26 protein-coding genes are annotated in these 25,364 nt (G+C 65.4%); 20 read left to right on the top strand and 6 right to left on the bottom strand.

The features are described from left to right. Positions 1–60: 60 nt before the first annotated feature. The 6 genes from CH295_RS24165 (at position 61) to CH295_RS24140 (ending at position 6,333) form a co-directional block, all read left to right on the top strand. Positions 61–417 carry a YraN family protein gene (locus CH295_RS24165; protein WP_094634544.1) on the top strand — a complete coding sequence of 119 codons (357 nt, stop codon included), beginning with the start codon at positions 61–63 and terminating at the stop codon, positions 415–417. Beyond that, positions 417–1,922: a YifB family Mg chelatase-like AAA ATPase gene (locus tag CH295_RS24160; RefSeq protein ID WP_094634218.1), complete on the top strand. Its 1,506-nt coding sequence runs from the start codon at positions 417–419 to the stop codon at positions 1,920–1,922. The genes CH295_RS24165 and CH295_RS24160 overlap by 1 nt, the downstream gene beginning before the upstream one ends. After that, positions 1,919–3,040 (top strand): DNA-processing protein DprA, encoded by a 1,122-nt coding sequence (gene dprA, locus CH295_RS24155; protein ID WP_094742080.1) that lies wholly within the window; start codon positions 1,919–1,921, stop codon positions 3,038–3,040. Before CH295_RS24160 ends, dprA begins: the two co-directional genes overlap by 4 nt. 96 nt (positions 3,041–3,136) lie before the next feature. Then, complete coding sequence (locus tag CH295_RS24150) at positions 3,137–3,919, top strand: siderophore-interacting protein (RefSeq protein WP_094742079.1); 783 nt, start codon at positions 3,137–3,139, stop codon at positions 3,917–3,919. Between the two features lie 69 nt (positions 3,920–3,988). Continuing rightward, the gene (locus CH295_RS24145) at positions 3,989–4,915 is read left to right on the top strand and encodes a tyrosine recombinase XerC (protein WP_037189641.1); all 927 of its coding nucleotides are present in this window, start codon (positions 3,989–3,991) and stop codon (positions 4,913–4,915) included. 209 nt (positions 4,916–5,124) lie between these two features. After that, on the top strand, positions 5,125–6,333 hold the full coding sequence (locus tag CH295_RS24140; protein ID WP_306437408.1) for a MinD/ParA family ATP-binding protein: 1,209 nt from the start codon (positions 5,125–5,127) through the stop codon (positions 6,331–6,333). A gap of 3 nt (positions 6,334–6,336) precedes the next feature. Here the strand turns inward: CH295_RS24140 and CH295_RS24135 are convergent, their stop codons facing one another. After that, positions 6,337–6,828 (bottom strand): M23 family metallopeptidase, encoded by a 492-nt coding sequence (locus CH295_RS24135; protein ID WP_094742218.1) that lies wholly within the window; start codon positions 6,826–6,828, stop codon positions 6,337–6,339. 361 nt (positions 6,829–7,189) lie between these two features. Between CH295_RS24135 and rpsB the strand changes: the two genes are divergently transcribed. From rpsB to CH295_RS24105, 6 genes are all read left to right on the top strand, one after another. Beyond that, the gene (gene rpsB / locus CH295_RS24130) at positions 7,190–8,077 is read left to right on the top strand and encodes a 30S ribosomal protein S2 (RefSeq protein ID WP_037189638.1); all 888 of its coding nucleotides are present in this window, start codon (positions 7,190–7,192) and stop codon (positions 8,075–8,077) included. A gap of 160 nt (positions 8,078–8,237) precedes the next feature. Then, on the top strand, positions 8,238–9,062 hold the full coding sequence (gene tsf, locus CH295_RS24125) for a translation elongation factor Ts (protein WP_037189637.1): 825 nt from the start codon (positions 8,238–8,240) through the stop codon (positions 9,060–9,062). Positions 9,063–9,239: 177 nt separating this feature from the next. After that, entirely contained in the window at positions 9,240–9,968 is a 729-nt protein-coding gene (gene pyrH / locus CH295_RS24120; protein WP_032397808.1) for a UMP kinase, read from the top strand. Between the two features lie 55 nt (positions 9,969–10,023). Further along, complete coding sequence (frr, locus tag CH295_RS24115) at positions 10,024–10,581, top strand: ribosome recycling factor (protein ID WP_037189636.1); 558 nt, start codon at positions 10,024–10,026, stop codon at positions 10,579–10,581. 51 nt (positions 10,582–10,632) lie between these two features. Then, positions 10,633–11,532: a phosphatidate cytidylyltransferase gene (locus tag CH295_RS24110; protein WP_231893823.1), complete on the top strand. Its 900-nt coding sequence runs from the start codon at positions 10,633–10,635 to the stop codon at positions 11,530–11,532. Positions 11,533–11,570: 38 nt separating this feature from the next. Next, positions 11,571–12,269 (top strand): class I SAM-dependent methyltransferase, encoded by a 699-nt coding sequence (locus CH295_RS24105; RefSeq protein WP_252342176.1) that lies wholly within the window; start codon positions 11,571–11,573, stop codon positions 12,267–12,269. 45 nt (positions 12,270–12,314) lie between these two features. Here CH295_RS24105 and CH295_RS24100 read toward each other — a convergent pair whose 3' ends face one another. Both CH295_RS24100 and CH295_RS24095 read right to left on the bottom strand, forming a co-directional pair. Next, positions 12,315–13,157 (bottom strand): HpcH/HpaI aldolase/citrate lyase family protein, encoded by an 843-nt coding sequence (locus tag CH295_RS24100; protein ID WP_037189633.1) that lies wholly within the window; start codon positions 13,155–13,157, stop codon positions 12,315–12,317. A 108-nt stretch (positions 13,158–13,265) separates the two neighbouring features. After that, positions 13,266–13,685, bottom strand: coding sequence for a LapA family protein (locus CH295_RS24095; protein WP_094742217.1), 420 nt, complete (start codon positions 13,683–13,685; stop codon positions 13,266–13,268). A gap of 159 nt (positions 13,686–13,844) precedes the next feature. Here CH295_RS24095 and rlmN point away from each other — a divergent pair, with 159 nt between their 5' ends. Continuing rightward, positions 13,845–14,996, top strand: coding sequence for a dual-specificity RNA methyltransferase RlmN (gene rlmN / locus CH295_RS24090; RefSeq protein WP_052047521.1), 1,152 nt, complete (start codon positions 13,845–13,847; stop codon positions 14,994–14,996). 8 nt (positions 14,997–15,004) lie between these two features. Here rlmN and CH295_RS24085 read toward each other — a convergent pair whose 3' ends face one another. After that, complete coding sequence (locus CH295_RS24085) at positions 15,005–15,274, bottom strand: DUF2631 domain-containing protein (RefSeq protein ID WP_037189628.1); 270 nt, start codon at positions 15,272–15,274, stop codon at positions 15,005–15,007. A gap of 217 nt (positions 15,275–15,491) precedes the next feature. Between CH295_RS24085 and puuE the strand changes: the two genes are divergently transcribed. Continuing rightward, positions 15,492–16,391, top strand: a complete 900-nt coding sequence (gene puuE, locus CH295_RS24080; RefSeq protein WP_037190161.1) for an allantoinase PuuE — start codon at positions 15,492–15,494, stop codon at positions 16,389–16,391. Position 16,392: 1 nt separating this feature from the next. Here the strand turns inward: puuE and CH295_RS24075 are convergent, their stop codons facing one another. Further along, a complete protein-coding gene (locus tag CH295_RS24075; protein ID WP_037189627.1) occupies positions 16,393–16,914 on the bottom strand; it encodes a DUF1990 domain-containing protein in 522 nt (173 codons plus the stop codon). Between the two features lie 69 nt (positions 16,915–16,983). Between CH295_RS24075 and dxr the strand changes: the two genes are divergently transcribed. The 5 genes from dxr (at position 16,984) to CH295_RS24050 (ending at position 23,451) form a co-directional block, all read left to right on the top strand. Further along, positions 16,984–18,177, top strand: a complete 1,194-nt coding sequence (gene dxr / locus CH295_RS24070) for a 1-deoxy-D-xylulose-5-phosphate reductoisomerase (protein ID WP_252342157.1) — start codon at positions 16,984–16,986, stop codon at positions 18,175–18,177. A gap of 6 nt (positions 18,178–18,183) precedes the next feature. Beyond that, positions 18,184–19,395, top strand: coding sequence for a M50 family metallopeptidase (locus CH295_RS24065; RefSeq protein ID WP_037189626.1), 1,212 nt, complete (start codon positions 18,184–18,186; stop codon positions 19,393–19,395). A gap of 37 nt (positions 19,396–19,432) precedes the next feature. Continuing rightward, positions 19,433–20,596: a flavodoxin-dependent (E)-4-hydroxy-3-methylbut-2-enyl-diphosphate synthase gene (gene ispG / locus CH295_RS24060; RefSeq protein ID WP_037189624.1), complete on the top strand. Its 1,164-nt coding sequence runs from the start codon at positions 19,433–19,435 to the stop codon at positions 20,594–20,596. A gap of 121 nt (positions 20,597–20,717) precedes the next feature. Then, on the top strand, positions 20,718–21,554 hold the full coding sequence (locus CH295_RS24055) for a GNAT family N-acetyltransferase (protein ID WP_094742077.1): 837 nt from the start codon (positions 20,718–20,720) through the stop codon (positions 21,552–21,554). An 82-nt stretch (positions 21,555–21,636) separates the two neighbouring features. Further along, positions 21,637–23,451, top strand: coding sequence for a penicillin-binding transpeptidase domain-containing protein (locus CH295_RS24050; RefSeq protein ID WP_037189621.1), 1,815 nt, complete (start codon positions 21,637–21,639; stop codon positions 23,449–23,451). Positions 23,452–23,472: 21 nt separating this feature from the next. On the opposite strand, the gene CH295_RS24045 is transcribed toward CH295_RS24050, so the two are convergent. After that, positions 23,473–24,345, bottom strand: coding sequence for a helix-turn-helix transcriptional regulator (locus CH295_RS24045; RefSeq protein WP_170946040.1), 873 nt, complete (start codon positions 24,343–24,345; stop codon positions 23,473–23,475). 138 nt (positions 24,346–24,483) lie between these two features. Here CH295_RS24045 and map point away from each other — a divergent pair, with 138 nt between their 5' ends. Next, positions 24,484–25,359 carry a type I methionyl aminopeptidase gene (gene map / locus CH295_RS24040; RefSeq protein ID WP_052047578.1) on the top strand — a complete coding sequence of 292 codons (876 nt, stop codon included), beginning with the start codon at positions 24,484–24,486 and terminating at the stop codon, positions 25,357–25,359. Positions 25,360–25,364 lie beyond the last annotated feature (5 nt).

The following is a 25,364-nucleotide window of genomic DNA, read 5'->3' as shown; positions in this document are numbered from 1 at the left end:
CACCGTCGAGACGACCGAATCGGCCGCAATACACGGTCGGAGAGTGGAGGAATGGCGGACATGGCAACCAACCAGGAGCTCGGTGCGCGCGGTGAGGAACTCGCGGTGCGCCATCTCGAGGACATCGGCCTGGATGTGATCGAGCGGAATTGGCGGCATCGGTCCGGAGAACTCGACATCATCGCGCGCGACGGCGACACCATGGTTTTCGTCGAAGTGAAGACTCGCTCGGGAATCGGTTACGGAACACCGGCCGAAGCGGTGACGTACGCGAAGCAGACGCGAATCAGAGGTCTCGCGCTGCGGTGGCTTTCGCTGCAGCAGGGACCGTGGGTACAGATCAGGTTCGATGTGATCGCAATAGTGGTCGGTCGTCACGAAGAACCGGTCATCACGCACGTTCGGTCCGCGTTCTGATGCCACTCGGAAGAGCGCATTCGGTTGCGGTCAACGGGGTCGACGGTGTGTTGGTGGAGATCGAAGCGGACATCGGGCAGGGCTTGCCCGGTACGCATCTGGTCGGGTTGCCCGATACTGCTCTGAACGAATCGCGTGATCGAGTCAAGGCTGCGGTGAAGAACTCGGGCGGAACGTGGCCGGACAGCCGGGTGATTCTCGCTCTGTCGCCCGCGACCCTGCCGAAGGGCGGATCGGTGTACGACTTGGCATTGGCGCTGTCGGTTCTCGACGCTGCCAAAGCGATTCCGCGTGGATGCCTGTCCGACACCGTGTTTCTGGGTGAGTTGGCACTCGATGGCAGGCTGCGCGCAGTTCGTGGGGTCCTGCCCGGGGTGCTCGCGGTCAAGAGTGCTGGCTGGCAGCGGGTGGTCGTTCCGCTGCAGTGTCTGCCCGAAGCGGGGCTGGTGGACGGGATCGAGGTGCTGGGTGCGGGTTCGCTCGGGGACGTGGTGGCCTGGCTACGTGGTGAGGAGGCCCTCGAATCACCCATCCCGACCGAATGGCACGAGGAGATCTACCCGGACCTCAGTGACGTTGCGGGACAGGCGGATGCGCGATGGGCTCTGGAGGTCGCCGCCGCAGGCGCACATCACATCATGCTGACCGGGCCACCGGGCATCGGAAAAACGATGCTCGCGCAACGTCTTCCGGGGATTCTGCCCCCGCTGACCGAATCGGAAGCGCTCGAAGTGACAGCGATCCACTCGGTGGCGGGCCTGTTGACCACGGCGCGGCCGCTCATCACGTCGCCGCCGTTCATCGCTCCACACCATTCGACCTCGGTGAGCGCCTTGGTAGGGGGCGGAACCGGAATGGCCAAACCGGGAGCGGTCAGTCGCGCACATCGAGGAGTCCTGTTTCTGGACGAGTGCGCCGAGATGAGCGTTCGGGTACTCGAGGCGTTGCGTACTCCGTTGGAGGACGGCGAGATTCGCATTGCTCGTCGCGACGGTGTCGCCAGGTATCCGGCCAGATTTCAGTTGGTTCTCGCAGCCAATCCGTGCCCGTGTGCGCCGGCGCGGCAGGTGGACTGCGTCTGCCCGCCCACAGCGCGACGCAAATATCTCGGCAAGCTGTCCGGGCCGTTGCTGGATCGCGTCGATCTGCGCATTCAGATGATGGGTGTCGCGACAGGTGCACTGGTCGACGAGGTGGGGGAGGGTACGAGCGAGATTCGCGCACGCGTGACCGGGGCCAGGGACGCCGCCGCGCAGCGGTGGCGGGAGTTCGGCTGGAGGACCAACGCGGAGGTTCCAGGACCCGCTCTGCGCCAACGATTTCGATTGGCGCGCTCGACGCTCGCTCCGGTCGAGCGCGCGTTGCGCAACGGATCGCTGACCGCGCGCGGCGCAGACCGCGCCATTCGGGTGGCGTGGACGCTGAACGATCTGGCCGGTGGTTCGGTCCCCGGTGCCGACGAGGTCGGAGCCGCGTTGGACTTCCGTGACAGGGGCGTGGCATGACGCACGACACGCGCCGACTCGCCTGGGCGTATCTCTCTCGCGTGGCGCAAGGCCCGCATCGGCCGGTGGTCGATCATGCTGCAGCTCACGGTCCCGAATCGACGGCAGACGCAGTGCGGGCGGGCAGGTTGGGGGAGAGGCTCGCGGTCCGCGCCCACATCGATACCGCGGCCGCGGATCTCGACCACATCGCTGCGCTCGGTGGCCGGTTGATCACGCCGGACGACGACGAATGGCCGGCGTGGCGCTTTCTCGGATTCGACGGACCGGGAATGACCGCAGGGGTGGACACCTGTCCGCCGATTGCGTTGTGGGCGCTGGGAACTCGACAGGTGGCAACCATCACCGAGCGATCGGTGTCGATCGTCGGGACTCGTGCATCGAGTCCTTACGGCGATCATGTGACGGCGGAGATATCCGCCGATCTGGCGCTCGACGGCTGGACCATCATCTCGGGAGCGGCTTTCGGCATCGACGCCGCGGCACATCGGGCGGCCCTCGGAGTCGAGGGTACGACGATGGCGGTGCTCGCCTGTGGCGTCGATCGTGCGTATCCGGCGGGCCATTCGCGGCTACTGCGGCAGATCGCTGCTCACGGGCTGGTTCTCAGTGAGTACGCGCCGGGCACGACGCCGGCGAAGCATCGTTTCCTCGCTCGCAACAGGCTCGTCGCGGCACTCGGATCGGCTGTGGTGGTCGTCGAGGCCGGGTGGCGCAGCGGTGCTCGCAACACGGCGGCATGGGCAGCGAAACTGGGTCGGCCGGTGCTGGCGGTCCCTGGGCCGGTCACGTCGCCTTCGTCCACCGGCTGTCACCGCATGATCCGGGACGGCGAGGCCGTGCTGGTGTCGAGCTCTCACGACGTGGTCGCCGAGGCGGGCGCTCTCGGGTCCTCGGAGGAGTCTCGGCCCGATCTCTTTCGTGAAACCGATGCGCTCTCGGACACGGCACTGTTGATCTACGACGCGTTGCCGGCATCCGGATCACTGTCGAGTCGAGAATTGTCCGAGCACTCCGGTGTGCCGTTGAGCAAGGTGCGCGCATCCCTGCCGGTAATGGAGATGGACGGATTCGTGGCCAGCGACGAGACCGGATGGTTCCGCGTGGTGCGTGGGTGAGCGCACTATCGTTCACGAGCTCGGACGGTAGGGTGTTAGGTAATGCTTAGTCGATGCATCGGGTATCGGCGTCGTTCGCTCGAAGAGGGGTCCGAAGTGCCACGCAAGAAAACCACCTTGTCCGTCCTGCGCACCGAAGCGCTCACCCCGCACATGCACCGGGTCTACCTGGGTGGGGCCAACTTCGACGACTTCGATGCGATCGACGAGACCGACGCCTACGTCAAGTTGTTCCTCGGTACCGAGGACGAACCGATCATGCGCACGTACACCGTTCGCTCGGTCGACACCGGCGCGCGGGAGATAGCCATCGACTTCGTGGTGCACGGAGACGAGGGAGTAGCCGGGCCGTGGGCCACCCGCGCGAAGCCGGGAGACGAGATGTCGTTCTTCGGCCCCTCCGGTGGGTACGCCCCGCGCCCCGACGCCGACTGGCACCTGTTCGCCGGCGACGAATCGGCGATTCCGGCGATCTCGGCTGCCGTCGAGGCGCTCCCGGAAGACGCCATCGCCAAGGTCTTCATCGAAGTCGCCGACCGGCACGACGAGATCTACATGGAGACGCTCGCCGTCGTCGATGTGACCTGGGTCCACCGGGGTGCCTCCTCGAACGAGGTCGGGGACGACCGGGCGGGAGACAACGCGCCGTTGATCGCAGCGGTGAAGGGAACCGAATGGCTGCCGGGGCAAGCGCAGGTCTTCGTACACGGGGAAGCGCAGGCGGTCATGCACAACATCCGGCCCTACATCCGCAAGGAGCGCGGGGTCGGTGCCGAGTGGGCCTCGATTTCGGGGTACTGGCGTCGCGGCCGAACCGAGGAGACGTTCCGCGTGTGGAAGCGCGAACTCGCACAGGCCGAATCCGGAGTCGATGCCTGATCCGGCGACAACCCAGCTCGGACGGCGTGTCCGGTTGTCGCGCGGCCGGCCAGCGCTCAAGCTGAGCCGATGACCGATTCGCTGCCGCCTCACCTCGGCGTTCACGTCGAGGAGTTCGCCGAGCATCTTCGACTCGGTCGAGAGCGATCCGAGCACACCATCCGGGCCTACGTCTCCGATGCTCGTTCACTGCTCGCGCACTTCGCCGAGTCCTCGCCGGATGCCACGATCGCCGACCTCGACCTCCGGGCAGTGCGTTCGTGGTTGGCCACGCACTCGGCGGCCGGATCGGCCAGAACGTCGATGGCGAGGCGAACCTCGTCGGCGAGGACGTTCGGGAAGTGGCTCGAGCGGGTGGGAGCAGTGACGGCGGCACCGGCAGAACGCCTGGCCGGTCCGGCCGGCCACCGCACGCTGCCCGGTGTTCTTCGCCACAGCCAGGCGGCACAGGCGTTGGCCGCTGCCGAATCGGGTGCCGCCGAGCTCGACCCCATCGCGCTGCGGGACAGGCTCATCGTCGAGTTGCTGTACGCGACCGGGGTGCGCGTGGGGGAGTTGTGTGGACTCGACATCGACGACGTGGACACCGAGCGCCGCCTGGTCCGCGTCATCGGCAAGGGAAACAAGGAACGCTCGGCTCCGTACGGTGGACCGGCAGCCCACGCGGTCGAGAACTGGCTGGTCAGCGGCAGACCCGAACTGGTCTCGGATCGATCCGGTGCGGCATTGCTGCTGGGACGTCGAGGTGGACGGCTCGACCAACGGCAGGCGAGAACGGCGGTACACGCCGTACTCGACACCGTCCCCGGTGGTCCCAGCCTCGGCCCACACGGCCTGCGTCATACAGCGGCAACTCACTTGCTCGAAGGTGGAGCCGATCTGAGGGTGGTGCAGGAGTTGCTCGGCCACGCCTCTCTGGCGACCACCCAGATCTACACACACGTGTCGGTGGAGCGGCTGCGTGCCGTGCACGATCAGGCTCATCCCCGAGCGTGAGCCGAGCGTCGGCAGCACAACGTTTGGTAGCGTCGTGTACCGACTGACAACACCGAATACGGGGGACCGTGGACCGCGACCGACCGCAAGGTACTTCGGAGACGTGGTCCATGCATGTCCGGAACGGCTCCGCCGCCGATCATCAGAGCTCCTCTGGTCGGTCGGACAGCGCACGCGACACTGCCGGCGGGCCCGTATCGTCGAATTCGATGTCCACTCCCCGCTCGACGCCTCGGCAGCCGCCACCCTGGCAGACACCCGACTCGGGCGACCGACAGCCGATGCCGCCGCGGTACAACCCGCCGGTGCCGGTCGAGCCCGGGCCTCCGGCCGTGCAGCCGGACCGATACCAGCCGGACCGATACCAGCCGGACCGATACCTGCCGGTGCCGCCGCACACCGAGGATTCTCGGACGCACCCCGATCGATGGTCGCCACAACCCTGGTCGGGGGCACCCAACGCCTATCGACCCAACAGTCAGGATCTGGGCGCGGACTCGCTGCTCAAGCGTCCCAAGCGAGCGTCGAACTCGGGCTGGCGGCGAGGCGTGCACCGGCTCACCGGCGGCGTCATCAACCCAGGCGAATCGACGGCCGAAGAGCGGTACCGAAACCAGGTCGAACGCATTCGGCAGCCGGTGCTCGGCGACTACCGGATCGCCTTCCTGTCGCTCAAGGGTGGCGTCGGTAAGACGACGACCACGCTGGGCCTCGGTTCGACTTTCGCATCGCTGCGCGGAGATTGCGTCATCGCGGTGGACGCAAATCCCGACTTCGGCACCCTGGGGGAGCGAGTTCCGCGTCAGACGGCGTCGACCGTGCGCGATCTGCTGGCCGCCGCACCCAACATTCGTCGCTACTCCGACATCCGCGAGCACACCTCGCAGGCGCCGAGTCGACTCGAAGTGTTGGCCGGCGAGCGCGACCCCGCCGCGTCGGAGATGTTCGGTGAAGAGGACTACCGCGCCGTCATCGACATGCTGCAGGTGTACTACAACCTGATCCTGACCGACTGCGGCACCGGGATCATGCACTCGGCGATGAACGGGGTGCTGCAACTGGCGAACGCGCTGGTTCTGGTCAGCTCGCCGGCAGTCGACGGTGCGCGCAGTGCTGCGGCGACGCTGGACTGGCTGGAGCTGCACGGCTACGGCCATCTGGTCGAACGGACCGTGGTGGTGATCAGCTCTGTCCGCCCGGGTTCGTCGGCGGTGGACATGAACTTGCTGCAACAGCACTTCCTCGAGCGCTGTCGCGCCGTGCTGGTGGTTCCGTTCGACGAGCACCTCGCCGAGGGTGCCGTGGTCGATCTCGACTTGTTGCGTCCCCAGACTCGAAGTGCGTTCGTCGAACTCGCGGCGATGGTCGCCGACGATTTTCCCGCGGCGTCCGGCAGACACTCCGGCCCACAGCGCTGACGATCATCTGCCGCCTTCGTCGAGGGGTTTCAACCTGATCGGAGTCGCGCGCACCGACGCCGTGGGATCGAGATAGTCGCGGCCACGTCTGATGCCCCAGTGCAGGCACGTTGACGTGCAGCTCTCGTGCCCCGAGGTCAACGAACCCAGCACGGTCCCTCGACGAACTCGCGCGCCGGCGGCAACCGAGGCCAGCACAGGTTCGTACGTCGATCTCAGTCCGCCCGGATGATCCACCGATACGACGGGCTTTCCCGCGACCGACCCAGAGAACACCACGGTGCCGTCGGCGACGGCCAGAACCGACTGGCCCTCCTGTGCGGCCAGGTCCACACCACGGTGGCCGGGCAGCCAGTTCTGCTCGGGACGGTCGAACGGGGTGACGACCTGCGGCCGCGGCTGCAGCGGCCAGGCGAACGTGCCTGGCTGCGCCGATGCGACCGGCGTCGAGAGAGCTACCGCCGTCGCGAGGCACACGGCGAGTGTGCGGCGCATGGGAGAGGTGTTCACCCGTCGACCATCTCCTGGATCGGAGCGATCGAACGGACCCGAGGGTGATTTGTGGACAAGTGATTTCTTTGTCCACAGGCCCCGGAATCTCTTGACAGTCGGGCCTGGTTATGACGGGGGCGGTGGCAGGTCTACACTCGTCACTTGCGGCCTGTGCGTGCACGGGTCGACTTCGCGCGTCCGCGTCATCGCATCGTCTGCTTCGATCAGAATCACCGATACGAGAACCGGTTGTCGGCGGTCCTGAGATCTTCGTGATGTCAGGTCCGGCAACTTCAGCGGGCGCCAGGGCAGAGGTCACCGACACTCTGCGTCAACCGCACCATCGAAAGAGAGTTCTTCAGCCATGGCTGTAGTAACAATGAAGCAGCTGCTCGACAGCGGCACACACTTCGGACACCAGACCCGTCGCTGGAACCCGAAGATGAAGCGATTCATCTTCACCGACCGCAACGGCATCTACATCATCGACTTGCAGCAGACTCTGACCTTCATCGACAGGGCCTACGAGTTCGTCAAGGAGACCGTTGCCCACAATGGCACGGTTCTGTTCGTCGGCACCAAGAAGCAGGCGCAGGAGTCCATCGCCGCTGAGGCAACCCGCGTGGGCATGCCCTACGTGAACCAGCGCTGGCTCGGTGGCATGCTCACCAACTTCCAGACGGTGCACAAGCGTCTGCTCCGCCTCAAGGAGCTCGAGGCCATGGAGCAGACCGGTGGCTTCGAGGGACGCACCAAGAAGGAAATCCTCATGCTCACGCGTGAGATGACCAAGCTCGACCGCACCCTCGGTGGCATCCGGGACATGTCCAAGGTTCCGTCGGCCATCTGGATCGTCGACACCAACAAGGAGCACCTCGCGGTTGCCGAGGCTCGCAAGCTGAACATCCCGGTCATCGCGATCCTCGACACCAACTGCGATCCCGACGTGGTCGACTACCCGATCCCGGGTAACGACGACGCGATCCGTTCCGCTGCGCTGCTGACCAAAGTCGTCGCATCCGCAGTCGCCGAGGGCGTGCAGGCGCGAGCGGGTCAGAACACTGCATCCGACGCCAAGCCCGAGGTCGGCGCAGGCGAGCCCCTCGCCGAGTGGGAGCTCGAGCAGCTCGCTCAGGCTTCACCGGCAGCAGAGGCTCCCGCAGCAGAGGCCCCCGCGGCGGACGCTCCGGCAGCAGAGGCTCCCGCAGCGGACGCTCCGGCAGCAGAAGAAGCACCGGCCGCTCAGGCTTGATCGAATTCGGTCCCGGTTCACCCTCAGGGGTGGGCCGGGGCCGCTTCGGTATGTCAGGGTTGTGGTCGTTACGGCTCCGCAGTGAGCCCGTCGATCCCGCCCTGTGAACAGCATTTTTCGTCAACGCCCGTACCCAGACTTTTGAGGAGGCTCGCCCACGATGGCGAACTACACTGCCGCCGACGTCAAGCGGCTCCGTGAGCTCACCGGCTCCGGAATGATGGACTGCAAGAACGCGCTCGCCGAGAACGACGGAGACTACGACAAGGCCGTCGAGTACCTGCGTATCAAGGGTGCCAAGGACGTCGGCAAGCGCGCCGAGCGCAACACCGCCGAAGGCCTCGTCGTCGCCGAGGGTGGAGTGCTCGTGGAGATCAACTCCGAAACCGACTTCGTGGCCAAGAACGACGAGTTCCAGACGTTCGCCGCGTCCGTCGCGGCGACGGCTGCAGCAGGCAAGCCGGCCGACGTCGATGCCCTCAAGGCGCTCGACCTGAACGGCAAGACGGTCGAAACGGCTCTGAACGAGCTGTCGGCGAAGATCGGCGAGAAGCTCGAACTGCGTCGCGTCGTGTCCTACGACGGCAACACCGCCACGTACCTGCACAAGCGCAGCGCGGACCTGCCGCCTGCCGTCGGCGTGCTGGTCGAGTACACCGGTGACGGCGATGCCGCAGGAGATGCCGCACGCGCAGCTGCGATGCAGATCGCAGCCCTCAAGGCCAAGTACGTCACGCGCGACGAGGTCCCCGAGGACCTCGTGGCCGCCGAGCGTCGCATCGCCGAGGAGACCGCTCGCGAAGAAGGCAAGCCGGAGCAGGCACTGCCGAAGATCGTCGAAGGTCGCGTGAACGGATTCTTCAAGGACGTCGTTCTCACCGAACAGAAGTCGGTGCAGGACGGCAACAAGACCGTCAAGGCCATTCTCGACGAGGCCGGCGTCACCATCACCCGCTTCTCTCGGTTCGAGGTCGGCGCCAGCTAGTCTGCGCACCGGTTCGGTCGAGGCGATGCCGTTCATTCGATTCCATCGAGTGGGCGGCATCGCTCGTGCGCGGGGCAGGTGGGTGTGCAGGACGGAGCCCTGTCCACCACCCGGGCATCGATAGGGCAGGATGATCCAAGAAGAAACCGTAGTGTTCGACGAGTACCGAGGAGAGCTATGACCGATCCGGCCCCTGACCGTCCCGGGTTCCGACGCGTGATGCTCAAACTGGGTGGGGAGATGTTCGGAGGCGGCCAGGTCGGTCTCGATCCGGATGTCGTGAACAACGTTGCCGAACAGATCGCCGAGGTGGTGGCCACCGGGGTTCAGGTCGCGGTGGTGATCGGCGGTGGCAATTTCTTCCGTGGTGCCGAACTGCAGCAGCGCGGCATGGACAGGTCTCGCTCGGACTACATGGGCATGCTGGGTACCGTGATGAACTGTCTTGCGCTGCAAGACTTTCTGGAGAAGCAAGGCGTTGCCACCAGGGTGCAGACCGCGATCACGATGGGTCAGGTCGCAGAGCCGTACCTCCCGCTGCGTGCGCGACGGCACCTGGAGAAGGGGCGCGTCGTGATCTTCGGAGCCGGCATGGGCATGCCGTATTTCTCCACCGACACCACGGCTGCCCAGCGCGCGCTGGAAATCGGTGCCGAGGTGTTGTTGATGGCCAAGGCGGTCGACGGCGTGTACTCGGCCGATCCGCGCCTCGACCCCGATGCCACGATGTTCGACACCATCACGCACCGCGAAGCCATCGAACAGGGACTCAAGGTTGCCGACGCGACGGCCTTCAGCCTGTGCATGGACAATCAGATGCCGATGCTGGTGTTCAATTTGCTGATTCAGGGAAATATCGCTCGCGCTGTGTCCGGTGAGAAGATCGGCACGCTGGTCACGTCGTGATCGTCGCCGACAGTGACGTGAGCGAATCGAAGACGAAGACGATGGAGGACAGATCGTGATTGACGAAGCTCTCTTCGATGCCGAAGAGAAGATGGAAAAGGCCGTATCGGTTGCACGTGACGATCTGTCCTCGATTCGCACCGGACGTGCCAACCCCGGAATGTTCTCCCGCATCGTCATCGAGTACTACGGTGCCCTGACGCCGATCACCCAGCTCGCCAGTATCAGCGTCCCCGAAGCGCGCCTCGTGGTCATCAAGCCGTACGAGTCCAATCAGCTCGGGCCCATCGAAACCGCCATTCGCAACTCCGACCTCGGTGTCAATCCCACCAACGACGGCAACCTCATTCGAATCGGAGTTCCGCAGCTCACCGAGGAACGGCGCCGCGAATTCGTCAAGCAGGCCAAGGGCAAGGGCGAGGACGCGAAGGTGTCGATTCGCAACGTCCGCCGGAAGACGATGGAAGAGCTCAAGCGAATCCAGAAGGACGGCGAAGCAGGCGAGGACGAGGTCGTCCGCGCCGAGAACGATCTCGACAAGACCACTGCGAAGTACACCGCCTCCGTCGACGAACTCGTCAAGCGCAAAGAGGGCGAGCTGATGGAGGTCTGACCCGACCTCGACAGCTGCTTTTCACGACGGACGACGATGAAATTCGAGGAGATGACGACAGTGGTGGGACCGGATCGGCAGGAGGGCAGCGGTACGCCCGCTGCCTCGTCCGGGGTCGCCGCAGCGAAGTCGACGGGCAAGGCAGGCCGTAATCTGCCCGCCGCGATCGGAGTCGGCGGGTCGTTGGGCATCGGTCTGATTCTCGTCCTCGTCTTCGTGCCGCTGGTGTGGATCGGGGTGGTGGCCGTCGCGCTGGCCGTTGCCACCTACGAGGTGTCGAAGCGCCTGCGCGAGGGTGGGGTACTGGTGCCCCGCATTCCCCTGATCCTCGGCGGTCAGGCGATGATCTGGCTCGGCTGGCCGTTCGGGGCGGTCGGTGTGCTCAGCGCTGCGGTGGGCACTGTCCTGGTGTGCATGGTGTGGCTGCTGCTGCGGCAGGGATTCGGCACCGCTCCGAAGAACTACCTCGAAGAACTTTCCGTCACCGTCCTCGTGGCATGTTGGTTGCCGCTGCTGGCCTCGTTCACCGTCCTGATGGTGCTGCAGGACAACGGCGCAGGCCGCATCCTGGTGTTCGTCATCGGCGTCGTGTGCTCGGACATCGGCGGTTACATCGCGGGTGTGTTGTTCGGAAAGCACCCGATGGCACCTGCCATCAGCCCGAAGAAGTCCTGGGAGGGGCTCGCCGGGTCACTCATCTTCTGCATCATCGGATGTCTGCTGACGGTCACGCTCATCCTCGAGGCCAACTCGATGATCGGCATCCTTCTCGGCGTGGTGCTGGTGGTGACCGGCACGTTGGGCGATCTGATCGAGTCGCAGGTCAAGCGTGATCTCCGCATCAAGGACATGGGCACCCTGCTGCCCGGCCACGGCGGCATCATGGACAGGCTCGACTCGCTGCTGCCCTCGGCTTTCGTGGCATGGCTCGTCTTCACCGTTCTCCTCTGAGCAGACTGCTCTCGGGCGTGCGCAGTGATGTCACCGGGGTGATTCCCAGCCCCAACATCTGGAACTGGCCACACCTGTACGAGGCGGAGAACCGCGCTCAGGACGTCGACGGTGCACTGTTCGATGCGATCCGGTCGGTTGCGGGCTGGTCGGCGAAGACTGTCGTCGACGTCGGCTGCGGAAGCGGCTTCCATCTTCCGATCTTCGCGGCCGACGCCGAACGAGTACTGGGAATCGAACCGCACGAACCACTCGCTGCCTCGGCGAGAGCACGAGTCGCGAACCTGCCGAACGTCGAGGTGAGGACGGCGCAGGCGGATTCCCTCCCGATCGGCGACGGCACCGTGGACGTCGTCCATGCGCGCACCGCGTACTTCTTCGGACCGGGCTGCGGGCCGGGAATCGTCGACGCCATGCGCGTGCTCGGGCCGGGCGGAGCGTTGGTCGTCGTGGATCTGGACGCCACCGCGTCGCCGTACGGGGATTGGATGCGGGCCGATCTACCGCACTACGACCCGTTCACGGTCGAGGCGTTCTTCGAGGCACAGGGTTTTGCACTGACCCGCGTCGACACGAGGTGGTCGTTCCCGAATCGACGCCTGATGCGCGATGTGCTGGGAATCGAGTTCGGCCCACGCGTTGCGCGTGATGCCATGAAGTCGGTGGACAGGGTGTCGTTCGATGTCCGGTATCGAGTCCACGTCCGATACAAGCCGACCGGAATCGAGTTGCGTTAGCGAGCCGGTGGGCCACGGCCGACGCACCTCGACTGCGGGGCTGTGTCAGGAGGCGGCAGAGATCCCGAAGATCTCCGCCAGTTCGTTGATCTTGAGTGCTTTCGCCAGACGAGGCAGATCGCTTCCGTCCTTGACGTGTGCTCCGTCGGCACCGAGGGCATCGATGACGTCACGGGCCCACGACACATCCGTGGGTGACGGGGCGAGCTCGCGGTTGACGATGGCAGCCTGCTCCGAATGCATGCACAGCTTGCCCGTCATGCCCATCGACAGGGTCAGAGCTGCATCGCGTCCGAGGATGCTGTCGTTGGCCGTCAGTGTCGGTCCGTCGATCGGCCCCGGGATGCGCGCTGCGCGTGAGGACACGACGAGGCGCGAGCGGGGGTATGCCATCGCCAGGGGGTCGTCGCTCATGCCCGTGTCGCGGCGGAAGTCGCCACTGCCGAAGGCGAGACGGAACGTCGAATCCGCGCGGGCGATCTCCGTAGCGGCTTCGAGGCCCATCGCCGACTCCACCAGTGCCAGGATCGGGGTGCCGGGTGCCAGGCGAGCAGCTGTTGCCTCGACCTGGCCGCCGCTCTCGGTCTTCGCGAGCATGACACCGACCAGTCCGGGTAGGCCGGACAGAGCGGCGAGGTCATCGGCCCAGTACGGGGTCGTTGCGTCGTTGATGCGGACCCATGCAGAGTTTCCTTCGCCGAGCCACCGCACGACGGCCTCGCGCGCGGCCGGCTTCTTGGCCGGCGCGACTGCGTCTTCGATGTCGAGGATGACGGCATCGACTCCCGACGCGACGGCGTCGCCGAAGGTTTCGGGCTTGGTGGCCGGTACCAGCAGCCAGGACCGTGCTCGGTCGGGGGCTACGCCGGATGCCACGGGTGTCTCCATGAAAGTTGTCACGTCATGCTCCTCGAGTGAAGTGGGGCACCCCAAGCCTGATCGATTCAGTCGATGCGCGCCACCTTCTGTACATAGTGTTCACGATCTGTGCTGCTGCTACTTCGTCTTCGCTGCGCGCCGGACCTGGAGGATTCGAGCTCCGCCGACCATTGCCATGACCAGTGCACCTGCGATCGCGGCCAGCAGCATGCTGATGCCCAGAGGCAGATCGAGCTGCCAGGCGAAGATCTGTACGGTGACGGAGTCGAGATTCTGCACGATGAACACGAGCAGAACGACCAGGACCACGGCCCCGACCACCAGGCCGGTCCACAGCGCAGCGGTGCGGGTGTGGGCGATGTCGGTCGAGCTGCCTGCCTGGGGATCCGGGACGAACTCGGGATCCGGCGCGGAATGACCGTCCGAATCCGGAGTCGTGATGGGAGCGAGGTCACCCGAGGCGCTGTGATCGCCGGGGTGAACCGCACCTGATGTGTCCAGCGATGTCTCGTGACTGTCGTCAGCTCTGGTGGCCATGTCGATGATCCTTCCGCACGTGAAGGCCGAATGCACGTGCATCCGGCCACGACCTCGATACCCATCGGGTAACGGACGGAAACCGGCGCGAATAGGACTGCGAGGCAATGAGGTGGACAATGGAAACATGCAGCGTCAGCGAAAGATGGGGGGTGGAGCATGAGTGACTCCGCCGAGGCAACGAACACGTCGACCGAGCAGAAGAGGCCCAATCTTCCCTTGGTCTTCACTGCGCCGCGTCGCGGCATGCCGTCGCGTCACCTCGCCGACCTGGACAAAGAGGGTCTGCGGGATGCGGTGAAGGCGCTCGGTCTCCCTGCGTTTCGCGCCGATCAGCTGGCCCGGCACTACTACGGGCGTCTGGAGGCCGACACCACCAAGATGACCGACCTTCCGGCCGAGGCCCGCGAGAAGGTCGGCGCCGATCTCTTTCCCACGTTGCTGACGCCGATCAAGCACCTGGCATGTGACGACGGTGACACTCGAAAGACCCTGTGGAAGGCCAACGACGGAACACTTCTCGAAAGTGTCCTGATGCGGTACCCGGATCGGGCGACTCTGTGCATCTCGAGTCAGGCCGGCTGCGGAATGGCCTGTCCCTTCTGTGCGACCGGCCAGGCCGGTCTGACGAGGAACCTGTCGACGGCCGAGATCGTCGACCAGGTCCGTTCGGCTGCAGCCGATCTGCGTGACGGCGTGGTTCACGGGGGCGAAGGACGACTGTCGAACGTGGTCTTCATGGGGATGGGCGAGCCCCTGGCGAACTACAAGAGGGTCGTCTCCGCGGTGCGCAAGATCGTCTCGCCCGCACCCGACGGACTCGGCCTCTCACAGCGATCGGTGACGGTGTCGACGGTCGGACTGGCACCGGCCATTCGGAAGCTGGCCGACGAGGGACTGTCGGTGACGCTGGCGGTGTCGTTGCACACGCCCGACGACGAGCTCCGCGACACGCTGGTTCCGGTCAACAATCGCTGGTCGGTGGCCGAAGTACTGTCGGCGGCCAGGTACTACGCCGATCAGACCGGTCGGCGTGTGTCGATCGAGTACGCGATGATCCGGGACGTGAACGATCAGCCGTGGCGAGCGGACATGTTGGGCAAGAAGCTGCACAAGGCGCTCGGCTCGCGGGTCCACGTGAACCTGATCCCACTCAATCCGACTCCGGGTAGCGAATGGGACGCCAGCCCGAAGCCGGTGGAGAGAGAATTCGTTCGTCGGGTGATCGCGCAGGGTGTCTCGTGCACCGTCCGTGACACCCGCGGTCAGGAGATCGCCGCGGCGTGCGGTCAGCTGGCAGCCGAGAACTGAATCGGTTGCTAGCGGGGCTTGCGGCGGACGATCACGTCTCGCACGACGAGCCCGACCAGCGTCGCCGCGAATCCGATCAACCACAGATCCTCGACCTTGCCGGTGTGGTTGCCGATCATCATGAACAGCAGGAACACGGCGACGACGATGGCGGCCACCCGCATCGCGCGATTCGACTCACCACTCCACCCCCACTCGGCGGACGGCACGTCCGGCACCTCGTGGCGGGTATCGACGACCTGGTCGTACGAAGCGGATTCCAGTTCGGTATTGGCCACCGGTCGGTCCTCTCGGGTGATGAATTCTCGAAGTCGTCCTTCACGGGGCGTCGAGCCTGCCGCGTTCGGACAATATTGGCATACGACCGCCCGTCGTAGCCATCAGGGTTGTGTGCTCATCCGGCGCGACAGCCGACTTCGATGAGAGACTGCGGCGGTGACGTCCGAGCGCCTTCCGCATCCGCTGACCCAGTTTCCGTTGAGCTACCCCCGAGACATGGTGGGGTACGGCCGCACGCCGCCGCATGCCCAGTGGCCGGGTGAGGCCAACATCGCTGTTCAGTTCGTCCTCAACTACGAGGAGGGTGCGGAGAACAACGTCCTCGACGGTGACACCAAATCCGAGACGTTCCTCTCGGAAATGATCGGGGCACAAGCCTTTCCGAACCGCCACATGAGCATGGAGTCGCTGTACGAGTACGGCTCGAGGGCCGGCGTGTGGCGGGTGCTGCGGGCGTTCGAGAAACGCGACCTACCCCTGACGGTGTTCGCTGTCGCGAAAGCCATGGAACGAAACCCGGAAGTGGTTGCCGCACTGGCGGAATTGGGCCACGAGATCGCCTGCCACGGTCTGCGGTGGCTGTCCTACCAGCAGATCGACGAGAACGTCGAGCGCGAGCACATGGCCGAGGCCGTGGCCATCCTTCAGGGCCTCACCGGCTCGGCCCCGCTCGGGTGGTACACCGGACGTGACTCTCCGAACACCCGGTCGCTCGTCGTCGAGCACGGCGGATTCGTGTACGACTCGGATTCCTACGCCGACGATCTTCCCTACTGGGAGAAGGTCTCTCGCGGCTCCGAGGTGGTCGATCATCTGGTGGTGCCGTACACCCTCGACACGAACGACATGAGATTCGCCTCGCCGGGCGGCTTCTCGACCGGGGACGAGTTCTATGCGCATCTGCGGGACGCGTTCGACGTGCTGTACGCCGAGGGGGAGAACGGCAGCCCCAAGATGCTCTCGGTCGGACTGCACTGCAGGCTGGTCGGCAGGCCGGCTCGCATCGCCGCCCTCGAACGTTTTCTCGATCACGTTCAGTCTCACGAGAAGGTGTGGGTGGCGAAGCGAATCGACATCGCCGAGCACTGGCGCGCCGTACACCCGCCCTCCTCCTGACTCAGCGCGGCGACCGGCACGCAGACTCCAGCGCGGCCAGATAGCGATCGGTGAACAGGGCCTGGACCCGCTTGCCCACCGGACCACCGAGCCTGGTGTACCAGCGGCCGGGGTTCGAGAACGCGGTGATGTGCGCGGAGACCGTCCCGTCCTCGGGGGAGTAGTCGACGTAGAACAGTTCCTCGCCGGACTCGGGATGGCCGTCGAGCGTGCCGTAGGCGAAGCCCTGTCGGTTGGCTTCGTCGATGACGTAGACGACCCGGCACGGGATGCGGACGGGCCCGAGGGTGAGCACGACCACGGCGTCGGGGACGGCGTTGTCGTTGCTGGAATGAACCTTCAGCCCGGTGCCGCGATGCATGTCCCAGCGCATCAGTGCGTCGGCTGCGGCAACGAAGTCGTCGACTCCGGATCCGATGACGCGCGACTTCTCGACGTGGTGGTAACCGGTCGGGAGCCTGCCGCTCGTTGCCCCTACGTCGGCGTAGTTGAACGATGCTGCGGTGTACTTCGAGACGTCCATGTCTTCCACCCTGCCAGCATCGGCGGAGCGCATAGGGGTTTCTCAGGCTCGGTAGGCAACAATGGACCGGTGTCAGACCATCGTGAGCGAACGACCACCTCGGATCGCCCCGAGCCGATTCGCGTGCTGCTGCTGGGGAGCACCGGCTCGATCGGAACCCAAGCGCTCGACGTCATCGCAGCAAACCCGGATCGCTTCGTCGTCGTGGGTCTTGCGGCCGGCGGCGGAAACATCGACCTTCTTCGTCGTCAGATCGCCGAGACCGGCGTTCGGCGTGTCGCTGTGGCCGACCCCGCCGCTGCCGCCGAGCTCGACCTTCCCGGGGTTCTGAGCGGGCCCCGTGCGGTGACCGAGCTCGTCGAATCGACGCAGGCCGACGTGGTGCTCAACGCGCTGGTGGGCTCGCTCGGTCTCGAACCGACGTTGGCGGCGCTGAAGACCGGAGCCCGGCTGGCGTTGGCCAACAAGGAATCGCTGGTGGCAGGCGGCGAACTCGTACTCGCTGCCGCCGCGCCAGGACAGATCGTTCCGGTGGACTCGGAGCATTCGGCGCTGGCGCAATGCCTGCGCAGTGGCCACCGAAGCGAGGTGGATCGACTGATCCTCACCGCATCGGGTGGACCGTTCCGAGGCTGGAGCGAAACGGAACTGAAGTCGGTGACGCCTACCCAGGCCGCGGCTCATCCCACCTGGTCGATGGGTCCGATGAACACGTTGAACTCGGCGACGCTGGTCAACAAGGGCCTCGAGCTCATCGAAGCGCATCTGCTGTTCGGGGTGCCGTACGAGAAGATCGACGTCACCGTGCACCGGCAATCCATCGTTCATTCGATGGTCACGTTCGTGGACGGATCCACCATTGCGCAGGCCAGCCCGCCGGACATGAAGCTGCCGATCGGGTTGGCGCTCGGGTGGCCGGAGCGAGTGCCCGACGTCGCGCGTGCACTCGATTTCACTGCAGCGTTCTCCTGGGACTTCGAACCACTCGACGATCGAGTGTTCCCCGCCGTTCAGCTGGCCCGCGAGGCCGGAATCATGGGCGGGTGCATGACGGCGGTGTACAACGCGTCCAACGAGATCGCTGCCGAGGCGTTCCTGGCCGGCAGCATCGAATTCCCCGAGATCGTGCACACGGTGCGGGCCGTTGTCAGCGACGGCGGAGGGGACTGGTCGGCGGTGCCGACTACCGTGGACGACGTCCTCGCGGCGGATTCCTGGGCTCGCGCACATGCGCGTGAGCTACTGAAACAGAAGGGCCTTTAGACTCACATGCTGTTCGCTCTGGGCGTGGTGCTGTTTGCCGTCGGCATCGGTGTGTCGATCGCACTGCACGAGGCAGGACACATGTGGACCGCGAAAGCGCTCGGCATGAAGGTTCGCCGGTACTACATCGGGTTCGGTCCCAAGATTTTCTCCTTCCGGCGCGGCGAGACCGAATACGGCCTCAAGGCGATCCCGGCCGGTGGCTTCTGCGATATCGCCGGAATGACGGCGATCGACGAACTCGCACCCGACGAGGTCGAGCGCGCGATGTACCGCCAGAAGACGTGGAAGCGGATCGTCGTCATGGTCGGCGGCATCGCGATGAACTTCGTACTCGGCATCGTGCTGGTCTATGCGCTGGTCCTCGGCTGGGGAACGGTCGACCGTGAGACACCGACGACGACGGTTCAGGGTGTCGTCTGTGTCGGGACGACGCAAACGGTCGACGGGGAGATCGCGGAGTGCACGGGTGACGGTCCGGCCGCGGCGGCAGGTCTGCGGCAGGGCGACATCATCACCGCGGTGGACGGCAAGCCCACGGAGGTCTGGTCCGACGCCGTGCTCGCCATCCAGGCGTCGTCGGGCTCGGTCGACCTGACAGTCGACCGTGACGGTGCTTCGCAGACGATCACGGTCCCGGTCACACAGGTTCAGCGATACGTCATCGATCCCGACACCGGCGCGAAGGAATCGACGACGGTCGGGGCGGTGGGTGTCACCGGAGGTCCGCCGCCGAACATCACGTACAACCCGATCGAAGCGGTGCCCGAGACGTTCGTCTTCACCGGAGAGATCTTCGTGCAGACCGGCAAAGCTCTCGTGCAGCTACCGACCAAGGTGCAGGCGCTGTGGGAGTCGATCTTCGGCGGCGAACGTGGCCTCGACACTCCGATGAGCGTCGTGGGTGCCAGCGTCATCGGTGGTCAGGCCGCAGAGACGAACAACTGGGCGACGTTCGTCGGACTGCTCGCGTCCTTGAACTTCTTCCTCGGAGCGTTCAACATCGTGCCGTTGTTGCCGTTGGACGGCGGCCATATCGCCGTGACCATCTACGAGCGGATCAGGAACATCTTCCGCAACCGTCGCGGCCTGCCCGACGGTGCGCCGGTGGACTACATGAAGCTGATGCCGGTCACCTACGTGGTCATCGTCGTTTTCATCGGGTTCTCCTTGTTGACACTCACGGCGGACATCGTCAACCCGATTCAATTGTTCTAAGTAGACTCGTCAGTCGTAGCTAGGAAAGAAGGCCACTGTGTCCGTGTCAGTCGGATTGGGAATGCCGGCACCGCCGGTGCCAGTACTCGCGCCGCGTCGAAAGACCAGGCAGCTCCAGGTCGGGTCCGTGGGGGTGGGCAGCGACAGCCCCATCTCGGTGCAGTCCATGTGCACCACCAAGACCCACGACATCAACGCCACGCTGCAGCAGATCGCCGAACTCACGGCATCGGGCTGCGACATCGTGCGTGTGGCATGCCCCACACAGGACGACGCGGATGCATTGTCGATCATCGCCAAGAAGAGTCAGATTCCGGTGATCGCCGACATCCACTTCCAGCCCAAGTACATTTTCGCCGCGATCGACGCAGGCTGCGCCGCGGTACGAGTGAACCCGGGCAACATCAAGGAATTCGACGGCCGGGTCAAGGAAGTCGCCAAAGCTGCCGGTGACGCGAACATCCCGATCCGCATCGGCGTCAACGCCGGATCGCTCGACCCTCGCCTGATGAAGAAGTACGGCAAGGCGACACCGGAGGCCCTGGTGGAGTCCGCGCTGTGGGAGGCGGGTCTGTTCGAGGAGCACGGGTTCGGCGACATCAAGATCTCCGTCAAGCACAACGACCCGGTCGTCATGGTCGCCGCGTACGAGCAACTCGCTGCGCAGTGCGACTACCCGCTGCACCTCGGCGTCACAGAAGCCGGTCCCGCGTTCCAGGGGACCATCAAGTCCGCGGTCGCCTTCGGCGCGTTGCTGTCCAAGGGGATCGGCGACACCATTCGCGTCTCCCTGTCGGCCCCGCCTGCGGAGGAGATCAAGGTCGGCAACCAGATTCTGCAGTCCTTCAATCTCCGCCCCCGCAAGCTCGAGATCGTCTCCTGCCCGTCCTGTGGACGGGCGCAGGTCGACGTGTACACCCTGGCCGACGAGGTCACCGCGGGACTGGAGGGCATGGAGATTCCGCTTCGCGTCGCCGTGATGGGATGTGTCGTCAACGGACCGGGCGAGGCGCGCGACGCCGACCTCGGCGTGGCGTCGGGCAACGGCAAGGGCCAGATCTTCGTCAAGGGCAAGGTCATCAAGACCGTGCCCGAGGCTCAGATCGTGGAGACCTTGATCGAGGAAGCAATGCGCATCGCCGAGGAATTCGACAAGGATGAGACTGCAGACGGTGGCGCACCGGTCGTGACGGTCAGCTGAGCAGGTTCGACCGGTTCGGTGTCCGGTTTGCCGCTCTGCCACCGGCGGAACAGGTTCTCTGGAATGATGCGGTACACGCTCGGTCGGTGTGTATGCGGTAGGTGGGTCAGGAGGTCGGTAGGTGCTCAAGCTCCTCGGTGCGAAGCCCCTCGGTAATCGGGACGTGGCGCACGTCCTGCGGGTGCTCGACGCCGACCCGGTCGCCACCTGCATGGTCGCCGCTCGGGTGCAGGAATCCGGACTGGATCCGAGATCGTTTCACGGTGAGATGTGGAGCCGAGGCGGCCCCGACGAGTCGTTGTGTTTCTACGGAGCCAACCTCGTTCCTCTGCTCGGATCCAGCGACGATCTGCGATCCTTCGCCGATCGCGCATGCCGCGGACCACGGCTGTGTTCCTCACTGGTCGGTCGAGCCGAACTGACGCTTCCGCTGTGGGAGATGCTCGAGACCGACTGGGGTCCCGCCCGCGAGGTCCGCGGTGAGCAGCCGCTGCTGGCCACGTCCGTTCGGTCGTCCATCACGCCCGATCCACACGTCCGCCTCGTTCGCCCCGAGGAGCTGGACGTGTATCTGACTGCGGCAGTGGCGATGTTCATCGAGGAAGTCGGTGTCGACCCGAGACAGAACGACGGCGGCCGCGGATATCGGCGACGGATCTCGAGTCTGATTGCCGCGCAGCGCGCGTGGGCTCGATTCGAGGACGGGCGCGTGGTGTTCAAGGCCGAGATCGGGTCGCAGTCGGCGACGGTGGGGCAGATCCAGGGGGTGTGGGTTCACCCCGATCGGCGCGGGCACGGTCTCGGCGCGTCCGGTACCGCCGCGGTGGTGAACTCGGTGGTCCGCCAGGGCCGCACCGCGAGCCTGTACGTCAACAGTTTCAACTACGTCGCCCGACGGGCCTACGCGAAAATCGGCCTGGCCCAGGTGGCGACCTTCACGACGGTGCTCCTCGACTAGTTCGAACGTCTCTCGATCGGGTTGTGGCGAACCGCGATTCGTTGCCGCAGCCGGAGGCAGCGCCCTATTACGATGGGGCGCAATGAGATCACGTGGTGCAACCGAAGTGCGGTATCGGGTCGGAGCGGTATCGGTGGTCGCAGCCGTCATTGCTGCCGCCCTCACCGGATGTACCCCCAAGCCCGACGGGCCCGAGCCGGCCGCCCAGGCATTTCTTGCCGCGTTCGAGTCCAACGACATCGCCGCCGCGGCGGCGGACACCGACAAGCCCGACGCGGCGGCCACGGCACTGACCGAGGCGTGGACCAATCTTCAGGCCGAAACCCTGGATGCCGAGACGACGTCGGTGCAGGTCGACGGCGACACCGCCACAGTCGGCTACACCTACACGTGGCGGCTGCCGAAGGATCGCGTGTGGACGTACGACGGCCAGCTGAACATGGGGCGCAGCGAGGGCGAGTGGGTGGTGCGCTGGACGGCGTCGGACATCCATCCCAAGCTCGGCGACACCCAGACGATGTCCCTGCGATCCACGGCGGCTCCGCGCGCACGAGTCAACGAGCGCTCCGGGACCGACGTGTTGGTGCCGGGCGTGGTGCACCGAATCAAGTTCGACGCGGCGAATGCGAACAACGTGGTGGCCTCGGCGACGGCGCTGTCGACGTTGCTGACGCCGTTCGATGCGTCCATCACCGCGCAGTCCATCGTCGAGTCCGCCACCTCGGTCGACGGCGACTACCCGGTGGCGTTGCTTCGAGACAGTGACTACCAGCCGATCTCGGCCGCACTGACCGAGATCCCGGGAGTCACCGCGTCCGACGAATCGGATCTCGTGTCCACCGACCCCACGTTCGCACCGGACCTCGTCGGCCAGGTCAAGAAGGCCGTCATCGACGAGGTCGACGGCAAGGCGGGGTGGAGTGTGGTGACCACGAACCGCAACGGCGTCGACATCGATGTCCTCACCGACACCCCGCCGGAGCCCTCTCCGTCGTTCTCGATCAGTCTCGATCGCAACATTCAGGTCGCGGCTCAGCGAGCGGTGAACGCGCGCACCGAGCAGGCGATGACGGTGGTCATCCAGCCGTCCACCGGTGCCATCCTGGCGGTGGCACAGAACCCGGCTGCCGATCGGGACGGACCGGTCGCGTCCGCCGGCCTCTATCCGCCGGGGTCCACGTTCAAGATCATCACTGCAGGTGCCGCGATCTCCAGCGGACTTGCGACTCCGGGCAGCACAGTCCCGTGTCCGGGTCGCATCGTGATCGGTGAGCGCAGCGTGCCCAACTACAACGAGTTCGCGCTCGGTGACGTGACGATGAGTACTGCGTTCACCCGATCGTGCAACACCTCGTTCGCCAAGCTGGCCAGCGAGATGTCGCCCGACGCGTTGACCGTCGCGGCGTCCCAGTTCGGCGTCGGCCCGGACTACGACGTCGTCGGACTGCCGACCGACTCCGGTTCGGTGCCACCGGCCGAGGAGCTCGTCCAACGCACCGAGGACGGCTTCGGTCAGGGCAGAGTGGTCGTGTCGACGTTCGGTATGGCCCTGGCCGCCGCGACTGTGGCTCATGGCTCGACGCCGGTGCCGAACCTCCTGGTCGGACGCGACACCGTGATCACCGGAGACCATCCGCCGATCGAGCCTGCGATGGTCGACGGGCTGCGCGGAATGATGCGTTCGGTGGTCACCAGCGGTACGGCCGAGCGCATCGCAGACCAGGGCGAGGTCTACGGCAAGACCGGTGAAGCAGAGGTCGACGGCGGCTCGCACTCATGGTTCGTCGGCTACCGCGGAGACATTGCGTTCGCCACCCTCGTGGTGCGGGGCGGCAGCTCGGACAACGCCGTCGCGGTCACCCGAGAGATGTTCGAGCAACTGCCGCCCGGGTACTGACCGCGCTGCGGTGTCCCTGGTTCAGGAGGGCAGCACGCCGAGTCGACGGCACGCGACCACGGCTTCGTACCGGGTGTGCGACTCGGTTTTGCGCATCACACTGCGCAGGTACGACTTGACCGTCTCGGCACCGATCGACAGTCGCGTAGCGACCTCGATGTTGGTGCAGCCCAAGGCAACCTGCGAGATCACGTCGATCTCGCGTGGTGTCAACGACTGCGACACCTCCTGGGCCCGTATGTCGTGGGGTATGTCCTGACCGAACGATGCGGCCACCCGCGCTGCGACTGCGTCGAGTCTGCGCCGGATCGTTGCGTCCCCGATCGACCGGGCGAGATCGGACAGTTCCTCGTGGACGCTGCGCAGTTCGGCCGTACGCGAGACATCCGAGTCGAGCATCGAACGGGTGGTGGCCAGCAGACGGACCCTGCGGTCGACCTCGTCACGCACGGAGATCTCCTGACCGAGACGCCTGGCGGCGGTCGTCATGATGTCGCCGACACGGTCTCCGAGGGGGCCGCGTTCGCGTAGCGCCGCGTACATCACTATTCGCGCGACACCCGCCACGACCACCGGCACCGCCAGTATCGATTTGAGGCCCTCGCCGAGCACCGGGCGATCGAAGTGATGGGTGATCGACATCGAGGCACCGTAATCGCTCACTGCCGCGGGCCTGCGCTGTTCCATGACCCGTCCGCCGAGGCCGGATCTGGGTGGGATGGCGAGTCCGTCCAGGCCGCGGGTTCTGGTCCCGTGGAACTCACTCAGGTGCAGGGTCTCCGACGAGACCTCACCGCCGAACACGACCGGCACGTCGGACATCGCTGCCACCTGGCGCAGTTCGGCGCGCAGAGCATCACCGTCACGGGGCCGCAACAGATTCGAATGGACCACGGTGCTTCCTTTCTCGTGTCGGCTGCACGAGCGACGAACGTGATCCGGATCATATCCGCAACGGCGTGCGCTGTTTCGACTGGTACGGGCACTGCGCTGCGGTTCGGAGCCGAATACGAGCCGACTACTGTGGACGCCATGTCTGTGACCGCCGAGAGCAAGCCCCGTCAGCCCCTCGTACCAGGCGTCGTATCGCCCGTCCTCGCGGTACCCAAGTCGATCGAGCGCCCCGAATACGCGTGGAAGTCGACCGTCGCCGAAGGTAGTGAGCCCTGGGTTCAGACCCCCGAGGTCATCGAGAAGATGCGGGTGGCGTCGAAGATCGCGGCCAGGGCGCTGCAGGAAGCGGGCCGGGCAGTGGCACCGGGAGTCACCACCGACGAGCTGGACCGAATTGCCCACGAGTACATGATCGATCACGGCGCGTACCCGTCAACGTTGGGCTACAAGGGCTTTCCGAAGTCCTGCTGCACCTCCCTCAACGAGGTCATCTGCCACGGCATCCCGGATTCCACGGTGATCGAAGACGGTGACATCGTCAACATCGACGTCACCGCGTACATTGACGGCGTCCACGGTGATACCAACGCAACCTTCTTGGCCGGCAACGTCTCCGAGGAAGCCCGCCTGCTGGTCGAGCGCACGCACGAGGCCACCATGCGTGCCATCAAGGCCGTCAAGCCGGGGCGCGCGCTGAACGTGATCGGCCGCGTCATCGAGTCGTATGCGCACCGGTTCGGGTACGGCGTGGTGGAGGATTTCACCGGACACGGCATCGGTACCACCTTTCACAACGGTCTCGTCGTTCTCCACTACGACCAGCCGTCGGTGGACACCGTCATCGAACCGGGAATGACGTTCACGATCGAGCCGATGATCAACCTGGGCACGATCAACGCCGAGATGTGGGACGACGGCTGGACGGTGGTCACGCACGACAAGAAGTGGACCGCGCAGTTCGAGCACACCCTGGTGGTCACCGAGACGGGCAGCGAGATTCTGACCCTGCCGTGAGCGGA

Source organism: Rhodococcus sp. 14-2483-1-2, assembly GCF_002259405.1.
GTDB lineage: Bacteria > Actinomycetota > Actinomycetes > Mycobacteriales > Mycobacteriaceae > Rhodococcoides.
This window is presented reverse-complemented; position numbering and strand designations above follow the sequence as displayed.

What these genes read in the sequence shown, in the direction of transcription:
- CH295_RS24100 (WP_037189633.1), bottom strand. Translation starts at nt 13,157, where the DNA reads ATGGAGACACCCGTGGCATCCGGCGTAGCCCCCGACCGAGCACGGTCC.
- CH295_RS24160 (WP_094634218.1), top strand. Translation starts at nt 417, where the DNA reads ATGCCACTCGGAAGAGCGCATTCGGTTGCGGTCAACGGGGTCGACGGT.
- CH295_RS24065 (WP_037189626.1), top strand. Translation starts at nt 18,184, where the DNA reads ATGCTGTTCGCTCTGGGCGTGGTGCTGTTTGCCGTCGGCATCGGTGTG.
- CH295_RS24095 (WP_094742217.1), bottom strand. Translation starts at nt 13,685, where the DNA reads ATGGCCACCAGAGCTGACGACAGTCACGAGACATCGCTGGACACATCA.
- CH295_RS24135 (WP_094742218.1), bottom strand. Translation starts at nt 6,828, where the DNA reads ATGCGCCGCACACTCGCCGTGTGCCTCGCGACGGCGGTAGCTCTCTCG.
- CH295_RS24075 (WP_037189627.1), bottom strand. Translation starts at nt 16,914, where the DNA reads ATGGACGTCTCGAAGTACACCGCAGCATCGTTCAACTACGCCGACGTA.
- rpsB (WP_037189638.1), top strand. Translation starts at nt 7,190, where the DNA reads ATGGCTGTAGTAACAATGAAGCAGCTGCTCGACAGCGGCACACACTTC.
- CH295_RS24145 (WP_037189641.1), top strand. Translation starts at nt 3,989, where the DNA reads ATGACCGATTCGCTGCCGCCTCACCTCGGCGTTCACGTCGAGGAGTTC.
- dprA (WP_094742080.1), top strand. Translation starts at nt 1,919, where the DNA reads ATGACGCACGACACGCGCCGACTCGCCTGGGCGTATCTCTCTCGCGTG.
- CH295_RS24165 (WP_094634544.1), top strand. Translation starts at nt 61, where the DNA reads ATGGCAACCAACCAGGAGCTCGGTGCGCGCGGTGAGGAACTCGCGGTG.
- CH295_RS24140 (WP_306437408.1), top strand. Translation starts at nt 5,125, where the DNA reads ATGTCCACTCCCCGCTCGACGCCTCGGCAGCCGCCACCCTGGCAGACA.
- CH295_RS24050 (WP_037189621.1), top strand. Translation starts at nt 21,637, where the DNA reads ATGAGATCACGTGGTGCAACCGAAGTGCGGTATCGGGTCGGAGCGGTA.
- tsf (WP_037189637.1), top strand. Translation starts at nt 8,238, where the DNA reads ATGGCGAACTACACTGCCGCCGACGTCAAGCGGCTCCGTGAGCTCACC.
- pyrH (WP_032397808.1), top strand. Translation starts at nt 9,240, where the DNA reads ATGACCGATCCGGCCCCTGACCGTCCCGGGTTCCGACGCGTGATGCTC.
- map (WP_052047578.1), top strand. Translation starts at nt 24,484, where the DNA reads ATGTCTGTGACCGCCGAGAGCAAGCCCCGTCAGCCCCTCGTACCAGGC.
- puuE (WP_037190161.1), top strand. Translation starts at nt 15,492, where the DNA reads ATGGTGGGGTACGGCCGCACGCCGCCGCATGCCCAGTGGCCGGGTGAG.
- CH295_RS24110 (WP_231893823.1), top strand. Translation starts at nt 10,633, where the DNA reads ATGACGACAGTGGTGGGACCGGATCGGCAGGAGGGCAGCGGTACGCCC.
- rlmN (WP_052047521.1), top strand. Translation starts at nt 13,845, where the DNA reads ATGAGTGACTCCGCCGAGGCAACGAACACGTCGACCGAGCAGAAGAGG.